This is a genomic window from Hallella mizrahii (genome assembly GCF_009695775.1).
GTDB classification, from domain to species: domain Bacteria; phylum Bacteroidota; class Bacteroidia; order Bacteroidales; family Bacteroidaceae; genus Prevotella; species Prevotella mizrahii.
On record NZ_VUNG01000012.1, the window covers coordinates 1 to 17,488 of the forward strand.

At 45.5% G+C, this 17,488-nt stretch carries 17 protein-coding genes; 14 read left to right on the forward strand and 3 right to left on the reverse strand.

Annotation, left to right across the window (positions count from 1 at the left end):
* Window positions 1–190 precede the first annotated feature (190 nt).
* From FYJ73_RS06265 to FYJ73_RS06330, 14 genes are all read left to right on the forward strand, one after another.
* Window positions 191–613: a hypothetical protein gene (locus FYJ73_RS06265; RefSeq protein ID WP_154533857.1), complete on the forward strand. Its 423-nt coding sequence runs from the start codon at window positions 191–193 to the stop codon at window positions 611–613.
* A 157-nt stretch (window positions 614–770) separates the two neighbouring features.
* Window positions 771–1,142: a DUF3244 domain-containing protein gene (locus FYJ73_RS06270; protein ID WP_154533858.1), complete on the forward strand. Its 372-nt coding sequence runs from the start codon at window positions 771–773 to the stop codon at window positions 1,140–1,142.
* A gap of 139 nt (window positions 1,143–1,281) precedes the next feature.
* Window positions 1,282–2,625, forward strand: a complete 1,344-nt coding sequence (locus FYJ73_RS06275; RefSeq protein ID WP_154533859.1) for a TolC family protein — start codon at window positions 1,282–1,284, stop codon at window positions 2,623–2,625.
* 65 nt (window positions 2,626–2,690) lie between these two features.
* Window positions 2,691–2,873 (forward strand): HTH domain-containing protein, encoded by a 183-nt coding sequence (locus FYJ73_RS16295; RefSeq protein WP_206081714.1) that lies wholly within the window; start codon window positions 2,691–2,693, stop codon window positions 2,871–2,873.
* 7 nt (window positions 2,874–2,880) lie between these two features.
* Window positions 2,881–4,053 carry a beta-barrel domain-containing protein gene (locus FYJ73_RS06285; RefSeq protein WP_154533861.1) on the forward strand — a complete coding sequence of 391 codons (1,173 nt, stop codon included), beginning with the start codon at window positions 2,881–2,883 and terminating at the stop codon, window positions 4,051–4,053.
* A gap of 11 nt (window positions 4,054–4,064) precedes the next feature.
* Entirely contained in the window at window positions 4,065–6,227 is a 2,163-nt protein-coding gene (locus FYJ73_RS06290) for a peptidase domain-containing ABC transporter (protein WP_154533862.1), read from the forward strand.
* 474 nt (window positions 6,228–6,701) lie between these two features.
* Entirely contained in the window at window positions 6,702–6,860 is a 159-nt protein-coding gene (locus FYJ73_RS06295; protein WP_154533863.1) for a hypothetical protein, read from the forward strand.
* A gap of 16 nt (window positions 6,861–6,876) precedes the next feature.
* On the forward strand, window positions 6,877–7,041 hold the full coding sequence (locus tag FYJ73_RS06300) for a class IIb bacteriocin, lactobin A/cerein 7B family (protein WP_206081715.1): 165 nt from the start codon (window positions 6,877–6,879) through the stop codon (window positions 7,039–7,041).
* 689 nt (window positions 7,042–7,730) lie between these two features.
* Window positions 7,731–8,150, forward strand: coding sequence for a CPBP family intramembrane glutamic endopeptidase (locus FYJ73_RS16300; RefSeq protein ID WP_419471133.1), 420 nt, complete (start codon window positions 7,731–7,733; stop codon window positions 8,148–8,150).
* A 29-nt stretch (window positions 8,151–8,179) separates the two neighbouring features.
* The gene (locus FYJ73_RS06310) at window positions 8,180–9,019 is read left to right on the forward strand and encodes a CPBP family intramembrane glutamic endopeptidase (RefSeq protein ID WP_154533866.1); all 840 of its coding nucleotides are present in this window, start codon (window positions 8,180–8,182) and stop codon (window positions 9,017–9,019) included.
* Window positions 9,020–9,391: 372 nt separating this feature from the next.
* On the forward strand, window positions 9,392–9,556 hold the full coding sequence (locus tag FYJ73_RS06315; protein ID WP_154533867.1) for a hypothetical protein: 165 nt from the start codon (window positions 9,392–9,394) through the stop codon (window positions 9,554–9,556).
* A gap of 12 nt (window positions 9,557–9,568) precedes the next feature.
* Window positions 9,569–9,721, forward strand: a complete 153-nt coding sequence (locus FYJ73_RS06320; RefSeq protein WP_154533868.1) for a hypothetical protein — start codon at window positions 9,569–9,571, stop codon at window positions 9,719–9,721.
* A 373-nt stretch (window positions 9,722–10,094) separates the two neighbouring features.
* Complete coding sequence (locus FYJ73_RS16305) at window positions 10,095–10,616, forward strand: CPBP family intramembrane glutamic endopeptidase (RefSeq protein WP_419471134.1); 522 nt, start codon at window positions 10,095–10,097, stop codon at window positions 10,614–10,616.
* A 275-nt stretch (window positions 10,617–10,891) separates the two neighbouring features.
* Window positions 10,892–12,487 carry a carboxylesterase/lipase family protein gene (locus FYJ73_RS06330; protein WP_154533870.1) on the forward strand — a complete coding sequence of 532 codons (1,596 nt, stop codon included), beginning with the start codon at window positions 10,892–10,894 and terminating at the stop codon, window positions 12,485–12,487.
* Window positions 12,488–12,847: 360 nt separating this feature from the next.
* Here FYJ73_RS06330 and FYJ73_RS06335 read toward each other — a convergent pair whose 3' ends face one another.
* The 3 genes from FYJ73_RS06335 to FYJ73_RS06345 form a co-directional block, all read right to left on the reverse strand.
* Window positions 12,848–13,663 carry a DUF3108 domain-containing protein gene (locus FYJ73_RS06335; RefSeq protein WP_154533871.1) on the reverse strand — a complete coding sequence of 272 codons (816 nt, stop codon included), beginning with the start codon at window positions 13,661–13,663 and terminating at the stop codon, window positions 12,848–12,850.
* 176 nt (window positions 13,664–13,839) lie between these two features.
* Window positions 13,840–15,819 carry an Ig-like domain-containing domain gene (locus FYJ73_RS06340; protein ID WP_154533872.1) on the reverse strand — a complete coding sequence of 660 codons (1,980 nt, stop codon included), beginning with the start codon at window positions 15,817–15,819 and terminating at the stop codon, window positions 13,840–13,842.
* 86 nt (window positions 15,820–15,905) lie between these two features.
* Entirely contained in the window at window positions 15,906–17,426 is a 1,521-nt protein-coding gene (locus tag FYJ73_RS06345; RefSeq protein WP_154533873.1) for a GH3 auxin-responsive promoter family protein, read from the reverse strand.
* Window positions 17,427–17,488: the final 62 nt, after the last annotated feature.

A 17,488-nucleotide genomic window follows, 5' to 3' on the forward strand; every position in this document is an offset into this window, starting at 1 on the left:
CCAAGGGAAACCTTGGTACTGCGCCATCTTAATTGCCAAAACGCATCAATAATGCTACATCTTAATTGCCGAAGAATGCTATATGTTATTTTTCTTAAAAATGTTGCATGAAAATTTGCTGATTACATCATTTTCAATAATAATAATAACATGTCTTTTTTATGTATATATCCAGAAGAAAAAGAAGGCCTTGGAAAAAGCAGAGAATGAAAGAATGAAATATGCAATAGAAATGAGAAACAAAGAAATTCAAATAAAAACGATGCGCGATTTTCTCCTACGGAAAGTAGATATCGTTAATAAGTTGGAATCATTAAAATCAAATAGTAGAGAGAAAATAGTTCTTTCTGATGAAGATTGGGAAGAAATCGAGATATTTCTTAATAATGCAGACGGGAATTTCACTATAAGACTGCGTCAAACATTTCCAGATCTTGCGACCAAAGATGTGCATCTATTGATGTTGTTGAGATTGGGCCTTTCAAATGCATCTATGTCTGCCATCTATAATATAGAGGAAAAATCAATAAGACAGAATCTCTTTCTAGTAAAAAAGAAAATTGGAATTGATGGCAAGAATATGTCTGCAAGAAAGTTTATAGAAGACTTTTGAAGGCTAAAATGTATGTTTTAGATAATGTATAACTACATATGTGGATACAAATATCTATATTATAGCGATTTATAGACTTTTGCCCCCAAGGAAGAATTAGACAATATTTTCTTGTTTTTACCATAAAATCGGCTTAACTTTGCAGCCGAAAAAAATAATGATAGAAAAAATGAAGAAAACAATTATCTTAATTCTCTTATCTGTTTTTGGCATGTCGTTTGCCTATCCAAGACACATTTCATTTAAGCAAAGAGAGTATGCTTTTCAACACAGAAGAGCAAGAGTGCCATCTTTTACACGAGTCTCAGCAGACTACGAAGATGGCAAAATAACGTTAGATGTTACAGGCTATACAGGTAACGTTCAAGTTTACGTAAGCGATTCGCGGGGAAATGTTGTAGGATACACGATGAACTCTGTAGTTAATGGCGGTTCCGTTTATTTGGACTTAGGAACCCTTGATGAAGGCGGCTACACACTGGATGTAGTTTTGCGTAATGCAACCTATGTCGGGCAGTTTGATGCGTAGAATGATTTGAATTCGGATAGTATCTCTGTATCTTTCATAATTCTTTGTACATTATCTCTTTAGTTAGACTTGTTGTATTGACGATCCTAAATAAGGATTGTTAATGCGACAGTCTGTCTCCACTACGTAATAATTAATCATGTTCTTCAATAAATTAAGATTAAAAATCTTTATTATTTCTATGGTAATGTTCTTTTGCTGTTTTTCTGGTTCAGCCATGCCTCCTGCACACAAATGGACATTAGAAGAATGTGTGGACTATGCTCTGCAGCATAGCCCAGAAGTGCGTATGCTAGAGCTGTCGGTGAAAAGCAAGAATGTTGATTTGAACACAGAACGTAATTCGTGGCTTCCACAAATATCAGCATCGGCTTCACAACAATATACATTTGGCAGAAGCTTGACGTACGAAAACACATATACCAATACTAGTACAGGGCAGACATCCGTTTCGCTTACAGGCAAAATGAATCTATTTGACGGATTCTGTTCTCGATACAAAAAGAGAATGACTAGGGATCTAGTCCTTGTCGAAGAACATAACCTATCCGATGCCAAGATGACGCTCATCATGAATGTCGCCGAAGCATATTTGCAGGTTCTTATGGACATGCAGCTTTTAGAAATATCTGAGCGTCAAGTTTCAATAGATTCATTACAGACCTTACGGTTGCAAGGCCTTCTGAAGCATGGCAAAATCAGTTATGTGGATGTTGTCCAACAACACGCTACTCTGCAAAGTAGTATGGCGAACGTCTCCGAGAAAAAGAATCAACTCTCTACGGACGAACTTAGCCTCTGCCAGTTAATGGATTTAGAGGTACCTAAGGACTTTTCCATCGCTAAGCCGAAAGAGGATGACCTATGTCTAATGATGCCAGACAATATAGATGCCATTTTAGCTGAGGCTATCAACAATTACCCAACAATACAGTCGCAGAAAGCCTCCATATCCTGTTCCGAAGACAAAATAAAGATGTGCCGCTCTGCACTCTATCCTCAATTGTCATTGGTAGGGGGAATTGGGACAAATTACTATAAGACCAACGGCATAGACAACAGATCTTTTGGCAACCAACTAAGGAACAACTTTTGTCAGGAAATACAGTTGCAACTTACCATTCCACTGTTCAATCGCTTCGAGACTCGTAACAGCATACGGCAAGCACGTATAGAAAAAGACAAAAATGAAATTCTCCTCAAGAAAGCAAAAAACGATCTTTATCATAAAATCACGCAAATTCATGCTCACGCAATGAATGCCTATGCAAAAATTACAAGTTACACTGCTGCAGTAAATAGCAACCAAGAATCATTCAAGCTTACGACGAAGAAGTATGAATGCGGAAAGGCCACATTGTTTGAATTTGATGACAGCAAAGTAAAATTGCTGGAGGCGGAGAGTAGCCGCTTGCAAGCACTTTTTGATTACTACTACCAGTGCTATTTGCTTAAGTTATACAAAAATCCAAGAGAAATATAATCCATATTATGCAATTGCTTTTTAAATATTTGGAACGGATCAATCGAATGAATGACCTGATAACCATGAAAGCGACAGGTAATCCCGATGAGTTTTCCCAACGTTTAAATATCAGTAGGCGGCAACTATACAATGACCTTGAGATGCTACGAGAGATCGGAGCAGAAATCAAATATGACAAGTATCGAGGCAGCTACTATTATGGGAATAGCTTTGACATAGATATAGAAGTCAACATAAATAAATAACGATACAGTGGATAATGCTCAAATACTTCCAAGTGAATGGATTAACGACACGCTTGAAAACTATCTTTCAAGACGTAAAGCTAAATCTAATATCATTTACGCCGTCGCTATTGTTTTCGTAATGACATGTATAGTGCTTTTGCCGTTTATTTATGTCGATGTTTCTGTTGAAGGGACAGGAAATGTCAGACCCAAGACCGAAAGGAGTACCATCATTGCCCCTGTTACAGAAATTGTGGATGAAGTCTATGTCAAAGAGGGTGATGCTGTCGTTAAAGGGCAGCCGATCCTAAAATTCAGAACTGACAATACTGATGTGAAGATTAACTATCAGAGATCACAACAGAATGATTTCCTGAGCCAATGCCATGATCTTGAGTTTCTTGTCAAAGGCAGTTGTCCGCAGACATTTAAATCCTCTAATCGCGAACAGGAATATTACAGCATGGTAGCTCAATGCGCACAGATGAAGACTGATATACGACACTTAAAAACAGAGTGGTTACGCAATAAAGCACTGTATGACGACAAACTGATAAGTGAAGAGGAGTACGAAAAATATTACTACCAATACCTTGATAAACAGAATGAACTGAAAACACTGGTAGAAAACAAACATGCAACGTGGGAAACAGACTTGAACAATCTACACCAGCAGATTCGTGAGACGCATTCAAATATAGAAGGAGACGTCAGTGATAAGCATATGCTCATTTTGAGGGCACCGGTTTCTGGAACTGTCGAAAACTTTAGTGGCATCTATCCGGGCATACCTGTCCAAGCAGGTACAAGCCTTGCTGTCATCAGTCCAAAGGCTCCTCTCTATGTTGAGGCTTTTGTGAAACCGAAAGATATAGCATTCATCAGACCGAATATGACAGCAAAGATTCAAATCGATGCGCTCAACTATAATGAATGGGGTATGTTGGAAGGCAAGGTGGAAAGTGTCTCGTCTGATTATGTTGTTGACTCAAGTAATAATTATCTATTCAAAGTCCGCGTAAGATTAGACAAGAATTATCTTACAGATGATAGAACTCACCAACGGGGGTACATCAAAAAAGGAATGACAGCTGTCGTTCGCTTTATGGTTACAAAGAAATCTTTGTTTGACCTGCTATACCAATCAATGGACAGTTGGGTGAATCCAACACAATATCCAAGTAAGAACGCGAAGTAAGAAGACACGTTATGAACTCACATATAAAAATCAAGCAGCAGGATATTACTGATTGCGGTGCCGCATCCATTGCGTCTATATGTGCATATTATGGACTCCTATACTCTGTTGCAAGAATACGCCAGTATGCTTATACCGACAAGAAAGGAACGAATATCCTTGGACTTATCAAAGCTGCTGAGAAATTGGGACTTAGTGCCAAAGGTGTAAAGGCAAAGTTAGAGGCTCTGCAGATGATTCCTCTTCCTGCAATCGCACATGTTGTGGTTAACAAAGTGCTTCTTCACTTTATTGTCATCTATCAGGTGAATGACAAACATGTCGTTTACATGGATCCGGCAGATGGCGCGATGCATAAGAAAAGCATAGATGATTTCAAGGAGATGTGGACTGGCATACTTGTGCTCATGCAACCCAATCATACTTTTCATGTGGGGAGGGAGGCAACGAGCAACTTTTCTAAATTCATCTCTCTGCTCACCCCTCACCGCAGGGTAATGACAGAGGCTTTCTTTGGAGCGCTTACCTGTAGTATTCTCGGATTATCTACATCTGTTTATGTGGGCAAGATTACCGATTATGTCCTTGTTGACGGCAATATGAATTTGCTCCGTATGATGAGTCTGGCGATGATCGTCATCCTCATTCTTCAAACATTCATTGGGGCGACAAAAAGCATATTGGCTTTGAAGACGGGACAGTGTATTGACGCTTCACTCATCCTCGGATATTACAAGCATATTCTAAAACTTCCCCAGCAGTTCTTCGACACCATGCGTGTCGGTGAAATCATCTCACGCGTAAACGATGCTGTGAAGATACGGACTTTTATCAATGACGTGTTTCTAAATGTGGTCGTCAACGTGATGATCCTCATCGTCACCCTTGCTGTCATGCTGATATTCTCATGGAAGCTGGCACTCGTGACTTTATGCGCGACCCCGTTCTTTTTACTGATATTTGTTGGATATAACCGACTGAACAAAAGATTTATGCGGAAGATCATGGAGAAGAGTGCTGATCTGGAGTCACATTTGGTCGAGTCACTCAACGCCATTGTCACAGTCAAGCGTTTTGGTCTCGAAGATTTCGCGAATCTAAAAACTGAGAATAGGTTCGTCCGACTACTCAATGACACATATTCTGCAGCTTATGGAGGCATAGCCACAGCAAATGGTCTGAACTTCGTGTCTACCGCTGTCACCATTGCCGTATTGTGGGTGGGGAGCAGCTTTGTCGTCGAAAAGCAAATCAGTCCCGGAACGTTGATGATGTTCTATTCGATTATTGGGTATGTGCTAAGTCCGCTGCAATCGCTTATATCTTCCAATCAGCAGCTGCAAGATGCCAACATTGCCGCAGACCGTTTGTTTCAGATTATGGATTTGGAGCAGGAAGAGGACGAGAGCGGGAAGGTAGAACTAGAGAGTGATATGATAGGCGACATCGTCTTTGACCATGTGGCGTTTAGGTATGGTACTCGCAAAGACGTGTTCGATGAGCTGAATCTTACCATTCATAGAGGAGAGACTACTGCCATCGTTGGAGAGAGTGGCTCCGGAAAGACGACGCTGGCATCTTTGCTCCAGCACATCTACCCTGTTAACGAAGGACGCATTCTTATCGGCAGATACGATTTGGCACAAATCTCTAATACGAGTCTGAGAAAGCATGTCGGCTCCGTGCCACAGCAGATAGAACTCTTTCAAGGCACTGTGCTTGAGAACATCGCAATCGGCGACCTCAACCCCGATGTCCGCAAGGTGTCAGACCTTATTGCAGAACTTGGACTTACCGACTTTATCAATGGCTTGCCCAACGGCATCAATACTTATATCGGAGAGCACGGAGCATCGCTGTCCGGTGGTGAGCGACAGCGTATAGCCATCGCAAGAGCACTATACAAAGACCCGGACATCATAGTCTTTGACGAAGCTACATCTTCATTAGACACTCTGTCTGAGAAATATGTCAAACAGATGATCCGCCAACTGTCACTACAGGGCAAGACCATCATTTCTATCGCTCACCGTTTCAGCACGATAAAGGACGCACAACATATCATTCTGTTGGCCAAAGGCAAGGTGGTCGCAGAGGGCTCTCATAAAGAACTGATTGAGACCTCGGAACTCTACCGTAACCTGTGGAGTAACCAAAGCGACGAAATCGACTAAAAAGATAGGAAATCATGTATGTGATAGAAGATTTAAAAAGGATTCACAAGATCCATAAGTTGATATTCAGTCAGCAAACAGGTTCCCCGGATGAATTTGCGTCGACTCTTTGTGTCTCGCGAAGAGAACTGTATTACATGCTACAAGAATTGAAAAATATGGGAGCTGAAATCAGTTACAGCAGGACAAAGCACACATTTTGCTATACTAACAAGTTCGAAATGATGCTATCGTTAAATGTAAAGGCTCTTGGCAAAGAAGAGACAAAAATAATTGGAGGATGTTCTCAATGTTCAAAAGGATTTGTTAAATTAGTTGCTCCGTGCAGCAATTTTGCACAGAGCAAATATTTACAAGATAATATTTGCAAGAGTCAGCATTTCCCTTTAACTTTGCACAAGTAAGAAGTCGACAACTTACATAATCAAAATAAATTAATTTATAATTACTAAGATGAAAACAAAAGGCAACTACATGACAGAAATGTCAGTTCAGGAGATGGTCGATGCCAACGGTGGATGGCTGTTCGGTTTCCTCGACTATTTCAAAGTGGGTTTTGAGAGAGGTTGGAAGGTAGGAGCTGCGGCAGGAGGTATTGGCGCAGGGGCTGCTGTAGCAAAATATTATGCATAAAATTAAATTCTGCACTATGGAAGAATTAAATGATGAAGAGTTGAAAACGATAGATGGTGGCTTTCCTTGGTTAGCCGTCTTAGGTTATGCTGCAGGTGGAGCATGTGGAGCATTAGTTGGAGCAGGAGTAGCGGCAGGATGCGTTTACTTAGCTTATAAAGCTGTAAGATCCGCTAAATAATATATACATGTTAGATACGGAATTTATTCTATATCTAACATGTTGTTTTTAACAAAACGAAAAATGAATAGGAACAATATCTTTTGGCAGCGATTTACTATTGCTTTTAAGTGTGCTTTTTGGACCGGTGTCTGTAGTGGAGCTATAGGTGCTGTTATTGCAATTTTGAAATAAGCAGAGTGCTTCCATCCGAATTTCTTGAACGTCGCATGCATTTTTGCAGACAAAGCAGAAAAGAAAAATTGCTCAAAATGACAGCAACCAGTCGCTAAGGGTGACTTGCCAATTGCCAAATATTTAGGTATCTCAATACCGCAACCAAAGGAGTGAAGTTTTTGGGAATATAGAAGTGGCAACGTAGTTCTCGGACGGTCACAAGGGCCGCCCATGTAAAGGGATACAAACTCCCGAAAGTTTCATATAATACGATAATGAGCAACATGAACTATAGTAAAATAAGATGCGCTGGCAGAATCGCAATATTCTTGGTGGTATGTCTTGTGGGCTCTGTTTTGGTATCAGCACCATTTTTGAGCCTTCTATTGAATAACGACGGTGATGCGACCGCTACCCAATTGATGACTGACTACATTGCGATGGCATGCTCAGCCTTTCTGTTAGTCGCGTTAGCCGTAGAAAACAAAATTGAGAAACTTAACCTGTGGGCGATAGAACGGTCGAGGCTACAAATGAAAGTTGTCTTTATATCTGTTCTTTTAGGCCTGCTTTGGCAACTATCCATATATCTCATCTGCCAATTTAACAAAGCCGCCTACCCACATTCTACCACTACGAAACTATCCCCACTGCTCATTTCTGTTGTTGCAACAGGTTTGTTAGGCCCGTTCACTGAGGAGATGCTGTTCAGAAAATGGCTTGTCAGCATGATGGAGAGAAGTCGCTTTAAGCCTATTGTTATCATTCTGTGTAGCTCCGTCTTGTTTTTCTGTGCCCATCTTGGAGACTCCTTCTTAAGAGTAGACACGTTTATCTTTGCAATACCTCTATGCTATCTGTTTATCAGATACCATGATGTGAGATATTGCTTCATCGCCCATGCCGTCTGCAATTTGACAGGAATAGCTTTCCCACTCCTCGTCCAATGGTAATCATTAAGATCGAGATTTAATATCTGTACATGAACAACAAAAGAAACAAGATGGACTTCTATGAATGGATATGTTTTTTCTTCATAGGTATTGTCTGCTTTCTGTTCATCATGGGCTTCTTCGAAGCCATCTTGATGATGGATTACACCATCTATGCAAAGATTCCAATTGCGTTGGTTGCTTGCGGGGTACTGCTGCTTTCGTTCAGGAAGTTTCTCGTGCTGTATACCAGAGTCAAAGCCAAGATATTTACCACACCGCAACATGATGTCAAGATACTGTTGACAGGATGGGGAGTATCCTTCCTTTTCTTTGGGACAATCATGGCAAGCTTATACTGCCTGAACGTCTATCAGCCGCAGAAGATCAACTGCGACATACAGAACCAACTTTACGGCTGGCTGTTGTTTGCCGTCGTCGGCATTGGTGAGGAGATCATCTGCCGAGGAATCGCCTTCAGACTGCTTTGTGACAGAATAGGCATGACTTGGGCCTTGATCCTTTCTGCCGTGATCTTTGGCTTTGCCCATATCTTCAATGACGGAGCCACCGTCTGGTCGGCCTTAGCCATAGCTGTCACGTCAGGATGGCTGCTGGGAGTAGCTTATGTCTATCATCAATCGCTATGGGCACCGATAGGGATGCACTGGGCCTGGAACTATCTTGAAGGATACGTTTTCGGCTGTCCGGTTTCCGGGGCGTTTATCCAGCATCCCATTATCATGTCACGTCTCGTCGGTCCGACATGGCTGACAGGCGGCACCTTTGGCCCCGAAGCTTCCGTCATCGCTATATTAATAGGTGTGGCCATCTCCCTATACTATACGCTAAAGCTAAAGCAAAAACGTCACAATCAAACCACGACATAAAATAATAAGTTCTATCGCAATGGAGTTCGTCACCCTTGCTTGCGATTGCGGAACGTGAAGCGCACCCCAAATATAAATGAATAAAGAAAACAAAGAAAAACAACAAGACAACAGATGAATAGGAACAATATCTTTTGGCAGCGATTTACTATTGCTTTTAAGTGTGCTTTTTGGACCGGTGTCTGTAGTGGAGCTATAGGTGCTGTTATTGCTATTTTGAAGTAAGTAGTGTGCTTCCGTCCGAATTTCTTGAACGCAGCATACATTTTTAGTGCTATTATTCTCTACTTATTTTATGTCTTCTTACCTTTGCACCACAAGAAGTCGACAACTTGTATAACATTGTTTCATATAAACATATCTAAGTATAAAATGAATAACAGAGAATTTTTCTGTCCACTCACTGAGAAAGAGCTGCAAAGCTATTCTGGAGGTGGGCTGCTTCGTAGAATTGGATGGTCAGCCGTGGTGGGCTACATCATTGACAATTGGTCAGATATTAAGACCACTGCTCGCGACTTCGTCAAAGAACATTAAATAAGAGAATGTATGAAAATCATAGAAGACCTCTCTTATGAGGAAATGCAGGAATGCGAAGGTGGTAGACCGAATGCTAAAACGTCTTTTGCATACGATGCCACTTATCTTGCATTGACCATTTTGTATTATGCAGCCCAAGGACTAAGAATGGTAAAAGGATAGATAATGCCTCCTTCTATATTTCATTTCCTACATGAAATATAGAAGGAACTTTTAGGAAACAGGCAATATGGCAAGACCAATATTAAATCGATTCGAAGGACGCATTATAAAGAAGGTCAGTCTTGTATTTATAGGATTCTTAGTCTGGGTTCAATTTCTTTCGCCACTACTTTGTGTCCTCATCAGTTCGGTGTCGCTTCTTTTTTCTGATACAGACTTAAATGTATGGGATAACTATAGAAGTCAAATGCTCCCATTTCAGTGTTTTTTTACGGAGACAGTTATGTTGGTTATATTCTTTCACAAATATGGTAAGCACACTCTTGTCGCGAAATGCGCAGAACGTAGGCTTCGGCTCAACCTGATTCTCCCTATGCTTGCCCTTTCTTTTGCTTATACGTTCATTGACAGTTATATCAACGATCTCTTAAATCTTGTGGATTTAAACCGCGACGTATTTTATGTATTGGATTATAGTAAACTTGGGCTCTTGTCGACATGCTTGCTCGCCCCACTTGCCGAAGAACTCGTCTTCAGAGAGTATATCGAAGAGATGTTATTAAAACTGAGAAGAAGTCCATGGTTTGCCATTATTGTCTCCTCTTTGTTTTTTGGCCTCATGCACATCAACCCCTCACAGGTCGCAAGCGCATTTACGTTTGGCCTATTGTTAGGGTGGCTATACTATAAGTTCAGAAGTGTCACGCCGACCTTTTGCCTGCATGCGTTAAACAATATATATTGTGCAATGTTGGACAGATGGGGGGATGGAAGTGCTACGACTTCAGAATTATGTAGAATGATACACTTTCCACTGGCTCTTACCATAGTGCTTAGTCTTGCTATTTTCACCTTTTCTATTTGGTGCCTCGATAAGATTGCCCATAGCGAGTAGTTATTCAGTGGACAATTACTTGGACGCTGCATATATTTTTAGCAATATTATGTAGCACGGAAGGAAGCTTCAGTTTCTATTCCGTCGCCGCTATAATAAATAGGTGTATTTATGATCTCAATGATGGCGCGTTGAAGAAAACGGGAAATAATACTCGTAATCTTTCCTTGCTTTTTATCGCTTAAAGAGTCTTCACTACTATTTTTCTCCTATCTGTTGGAGAAGCCAAAACTATTTCGTAATTTTGTGGAAACAATCCTAAGTCGTTATATATCATGAACAAAAGATTCTTTCTCTCGCTTGCCTCGCTGTTCCTGACTTTAGGTCTGAGCAGCCAAAACGTGGTCAATGTACGCGTTGCCGAGGGTATCTTAGCTGGCACAGATTCCTCGGGCGTGAAGATCTTCAAGGGCGTGCCCTTCGCCGCACCGCCTGTCGGCAACCTACGCTGGCGTGAACCACAACCCGTGGCAGCCTGGCAGGGTGTGAGAAAGGCTACGCAGTTTGGCCCCAATCCCATGCAGGAGGCGCTCTTCGGTGACATGAACTTCGGTACGAAGGAGATGAGCGAGGACTGTCTCTATCTGAATATTTGGACACCGGCCAAGACGATGAAGGAGAAACTGCCCGTGCTGATCTACTTCAATGGCGGCGGACTGCTGGCCGGAAGTGGCAGTGAGCCGCGCTATGCCGGGCAGACGATGGCACGCAAGGGCGTCATCGCCGTCACCGCCAACTACCGCGAGGGCATCTTCGGCTTTTTGAGTCTTCCCGAACTCTCCAAGGAAAGCGGCGGAAAAGGCAGCGGCAACTATGGTCTCATGGACCAGGCGGCTGCCATACAATGGGTGAAAAACAATATCGCTGCCTTTGGCGGTGATCCCCAGCGCATCACCATTGCGGGCGAGTCGGCAGGCTCGGTGTCGGTGAGCGCGCTGATGGCATCGCCGATGAGCAAAGACCTCTTTGCCCAAGCCATTGGTTCCAGTGGTTCCATCCTGGGCTTCCGTCCGTTGCCCACACTGAAAGAGGCTGAGGCAGAGGGAAAGAAGATGATGCAGGCGGCCGGATGCCGCAACCTCAAGGCACTGCGCGCCATGAGTGCAGAGGAACTGATGAAGAAGGTACACTACCGCAGTATGCCTGCACCCTGCATCGACGGACGTTTCTTCCTCGAGCAGCCTTCCGTCACATTCCAAGAGGGGCGTCAGGCTCATGTGCCCCTGCTCTTGGGCGGCAACAACCAGGAGATGACGCTCTTCGTTGCCACCGTAGATCAGGCTAAGGCAATGGCGCAGCAAGTCTTTGGAACCGCCACCGACTCTATCTTCCCACTCTATGGCATAGAGACACAAGCCGACCTCAAGGGACGTCCCGGCATCGACTTGGCCTCGGATCTCTTCCTCGACTTCTCCACATGGCAGTGGGGCTATTTCCATGCACAGACAGGCGGACAGCCCGTCTACCGCTATCGCTATTGCCATCCACGTCCGGCAATGGCCCTGAAAGGTAAAGTGCCCGGACTCGCCGGTGGTGTGCAGGATGCCAAAGATGGCCAACCGACCATGCCGCGGGATAAGGGTGCTGTACACTCGGCCGATATTGAGTACGCCATGGGCACGTTACCCACCAACCGCGTCTATGACTGGCAACCCGAAGACTATTGGGTATCAGATCAGTTTAGCAACTATTACGCCAACTTCATCAAGACGGGTAATCCCAACGGACTCGGACTTGTCAGCTGGCCTACGGTCAATGGCAAGGAGACAGAACCTATCTTGCAGCTCGATGTCAACAGCCGTGTAGAGCAGGATGCCAAGCGGGAGCAGCGCAACAAGACGATTCTCCGCCTTGTCTGCAACGGCAAATAGTCTGCTACTGGGTTCTGCGCATCTATATTCTCTTCTCTTTCTCTTGTCTGTCCGTCATGATCAATGGCAAGCAGTCCCATGCGCTTATTTATCCATTGTATATTGACATAAGCATACGCAAAAAGCCCCTCACAGCCATTTCCTTGGCTTGTAAGGGGCTTTTACTGTTGTTGCTGATAATGGGGTTGCTAAATAGGATATAAGTTGTCAGCACTTATTATTTGCGAAGTATAGCTTTTGAGCTGTTGGTCTTATGCCAGCTAAAGTTTCCTTGTCGGTCTGTTGAGACTTTCTTATTGGTCTGTAGAGGAATCCTCTTGGTCTTTGGAGCCCTCCCTTTGGTCTGTTGAGGGTGAAGTCTTACTTTACGCGTGACTGGATTTCCCCTTTCACGCCCTTGTATCCAACCAGGAAGGCCTTGGCAGACCCGAAGCGGAGGTGGAGATCCAAGCGTACGGGGATGTGGTTGGCATCGTCGCTGACAAAGAAGTCTACGATCTTTTTATAGGGCTTTCCGTCCTCACTTTCGAGATAAGCCAGTTTCAGACAGCGGTAGGTGTGGCCGTCGTCGGCTTTGACATTGACTTTTCCCTCATAGTGCAGACGTGCGGGGTCACGGCTGTCGCCGTCGACCATCGGGAAGTCGACATTGTGTCCTTTCTTCCAGCTTTCCGGGTTGAAGGAGCGTGCACGCAGGAAGATGCTCATCATGTCGTATACGCAGTCGTTGTAGGTGTGCTTTTCCCATTGACTCTTCCCATCGTTCTTTTTGCGGTGCTGCACAACGTGGCACTTGCCTTCGGGATAGGAATAGAACACCTCGTCGACCGTATATCGGCTGCCTTCGCGTGCGCCCTTGCGATAATAGAGTGGTGCCATCTCCAAGCTGTTGTAGCACAGCAGAGTGTCGCGCAGTACGAAGAAATCGTCAACGCGGTGGTTGCCGCGGGTGATGAGGCTGCCGCGCCATGCCGGCGTGCCTTTGTAGACACTCTTTACCGTAGAGAACGAGGCAGAACCAGCCTTGACCCATACGAACTTCCAATTATAATAGAGGTTGTAGGAGAGAAACTCTCCTGACTTGAACGCAGTGTTTCGGAATGTACACTGCGCTCCGGCTTGCGTGGCGACCATGGCCAGCACAAGACTGACAAACCAGATTTTCAGTGTTTTCATCATTTCTTGATTTTGTTATTCTGTCTTGATACTTATATGGAACAATCTTTATGCTTATACAGAACCGGCAGTGTGCCTCTTTCCCAAATGGATTTCGTCGTTGCTTGGCAGTGGCAGTCCTACGTTTCTCAAAGCGTAGTCAGGAAGACAGGAAGATGTTCCCTGACTATTGTGGCTTAGGGTTGGGGGATGTATTGAATGCCGAGCTTCTTGGCTCTTTCGGCATTTCTGTGCTGCACCTGCTTTTGCTTGTCAGCCTTTTGCTTGGTGATGGCCGATGGCTTTTGGCGATAGAGTGGTGTGGCGACAGGATCCCATGAGCGCGTAGCGTCCCATTTGGCGCGACATTCAATCACTTCGGGATAGTAATAGACGGGTTCCGGCTCTATGTCCTTGCCGAAATCGCCTGTATCCCACAGTTTGTTGTTGTTGGTGTCCTCGATCATCCTCAGGTAGTACTTTCCCTCCTTGAGGTAGTAGAACTCCGCCTGGCCGTTGTCGGTGAAGGCTTGCTTGACGACCTTGTCGCTTTCGTCTATGAGCTGGGCGATGACGTGCTTGCCCTGCATGCCGTTGATGGTGACGAGCAGCGAGGCGTAGTTGTCGTTGCCGCGTACTTTCAGTCCGGTCTTGATCTTACCGGATATATCGCCGTAGATGGACTGGAAGGCGGTACTGTCAATCTCTAAGCTGTATTGATAATCGGGTTTCCACGATGCCTTGAGCAGGTAGGAGAGGGCATTGACGCGTGTCATCTCGTAGGGTTCTCGGTACCATAGCGAGTCGCCGGGCGGTTGGGAGTAGAGATGTACCATCTTTTCGATGTCCACATCCTTGACAGGTACTGTTGACGTCATGGAGACGTTTTGGTCAGGATCCATCTCGCTGCTGGGTGTGATGGCTATTTCGAGAGGCTTCACGGCCATGACCGAGTCGTAAGGTTCTCCTTTTTTCTTTTTCTTCTCCTGCTCTTTTGCCCATTTGTCGTAGGCTTTCTTTTGCTCTTTCAGCCGTTTGGCATAGGGTTGCTTAGAGAGAATGGAGAGCGTGTCGGTGTGGAGACGAAGCACGCCGAGCGAGTCGGTGATGTGGTGCTGTAGCTCCACTTCGAGTGTGTCCTGGTTGATCAGTGCGGTGTCGCGCAGCCAGTAAGTGATGGTGTCTCGCTTGGCTGACGGATCGATGACAAAGGCGTTGTCGGCATTGAAGTTAAGTCCGCGGAGCTTAGGAAGGTCTGCGTCACCATAGGTATAGAAGAGCGTGAAGTGGTTGGCCTCCTTTCGCTCAGCCTTCACAAAGTATCGGTCGGTGTTGATGCCGGTGAAGGCACGCAGACAGATGTCGTCGGGGAGGAAGTGGGTGTAGTGCACATCGGTGATGCTGGCGATGTGGAGCGTGTCGAGCCATGTCGTGTCTTGCCTGACATCAGGCTTGAAAGTCGGTGTGATCGTCTGATGATTGAAGGCAATCATCTCGCTCTTTTGGGCATAGCGATAGTCACCGTCAGCGTCCTTGAGGGCGTAGATGCGGTAAGAGCCGGGGGCTACACCACGTATGATGAAGTGGCCGCGGGAGTCAGTGCGCGACACACGCATCATGGGAGTCTTCTGAAATGCACTGTCCTCCATGTTGCTGTACAGTCCCACGAGAATACCTTTGACGGGTTCCAGATTGTCGGCTTCGAGCACGTAACCGGCCACTTCGAGCGTGTCGATATGGTCGCCGGTGGAGAAACTGTAGGTGTAGTTGCCCAGAGGGTTACCCTCGTTGTTGTCAGAGATGGCATTGGAGAAGTCGACGGTGTAGGTGGTGTTGGGTTTCAAAGAGTCCATCAGCTCCACGCTGATGCGCTTGCCTTGTCCCTTGATCTCTGGCGCCTCAAGCTGTGGCGGCGATACGACGACGTTCTCAGTAGGGTTGTCGATGGTGATGAACTCATCAAAGTTGATGTATATGTGCTTGCGGTGCACGTTGGTGGCATGGTCAGCAGGAGTGGCACCGACCACTTTAGGCGGTGTCTCATCGTACCATCCTCCATCGGGTTGTCCCATGCGGGCGCACGAGTGGAGCAGAAGCAGGAAAAGAAAAGAGAGGGTAAAGAGCAGCAAGTGGCTGCCGGTCTCTTTCCATTCGATATGCTTGTTAGGCTTGTCCATGGTCTATACTCGTTTATGCTCTGCACTTTTTTGGTCTCCGCATGTGAATGATTGAATCCAGTGAGAACCGTGGCAGAGTGACAGAACTATTCGTTTTCTTTATGGTTCATCTCCAGCAGTTCATCCATGTTCTTTCTGGAGTTGCTCAGTCGTGGCACCTTATGCTGTCCGCCGAGCTTGCCTTTTGATTTGAGCCAGTCGTTGAAGAGGTCGGGTCTTGCCTTGACGACTTCGAGATGCTGGAGCGTTACATTGTGTGAGCGTTTGGCTTCGTAGTCGGAGTTGATCTCCTGCAGCTTCTTGTCAAGAAGGTCGGCGAAGCGGTCCAGACTGTCGGGTTCCACAGAGAACTCAATAAGCCACTGGTGGCGGCACTTGGCGTTTTCGTCCATATAGACAGGAGCGGCCGTGTATTCCCTGACTTGTGCGCCGGTCTTCTCGCAGGCGTAGGCGAGTCCTTTCTCGGCGTTGTCCATGATCAGTTCTTCACCGAAGGCATTGATAAAGTACTTGGTACGTCCGGTGATGACGAACTTATAAGGTCGCTTGGACGTGAAGCTGATGGTGTCGCCGATCATATAGCGCCACAGTCCGCACGACGTGGTGATGACGATGGCATAGTTGCGTCCGAGTTCCACACCTTCGAGCGGCACGATACTGGGATTGTCTTTCCCCACGTCCTCCAAGGGGATGAACTCATAGAACACGCCGTAGTCGAGCATCAGAAGCATGCTCTTGTCGGTGGGATCATCCTGCAGTCCGAAGAAGCCCTCAGAGGCGTTGTAGGTCTCCATATAGTGCATTTTCGGTGAGGTGATGATTTGCTCATACTGCTTGCGATAGGGTGTGAAGGCAATACCGCCGTGGAAGAACACTTCCAGATTGGGCCACACATCTTCTATATGCTCTTTTCCGGAGATCTCCAGCACGCGTACGAGCACGCTGAGCATCCACGATGGCACACCCGAGATGTTGGTCACATTGCTTTTCAGACATTCGTGGGCAATGCGGTCGCGCTTGACTTCAAAGTCGGAAAGCAGGGCCGTTTGCTTCTTGGGTACGCGGAAGAGGTTGGCAATCGGGTTGATGTTCTCGATGAGGATGGCGCTGAGGTCACCCACGAGCGAGCCTTCCACGTTGTAGTTGGGCGAGTGACTGCCACCGAGGATGAGCGACTTGCCGTCAAAAAGCCGGCTGCCGGGGTTGTTGCGAAGATAGACGGTGACCACGTCCGCACCACCTTTATAGTGGATGTTGTGCAGTCCGTCGGAAGAAACAGGGATGAACTTCGACTTGTCGTTGGTGGTTCCAGAGGATTTGGCATACCATTTCACCACGCCAGGCCACAATACATTCGGCTCGCCGTGACGCATACGATCGATGTCGCCTTTCAGTTCTTCGTATGTGTTGATGGGCACATTGTTGACGAAATCGTCGTAGCTGTGCGTACTCGCCAGCATGTGGTTGCGTCCATATTCGGTATATTTACCCTTTTCAAGCAGGTAGTGCAACGCACGGCGTTGTAGAGCCTCGGGCTGCGTGTAGTGCTTTTCGAGCTCATACTGTCGTGGTTTGAACAACTTGCTTGCAAACTTTGTCAAACTCATAATTTGCGCAATATATCAATCTAAGGTGCAAAATTAGTCTAAAACTTTGACATCCTCTACTA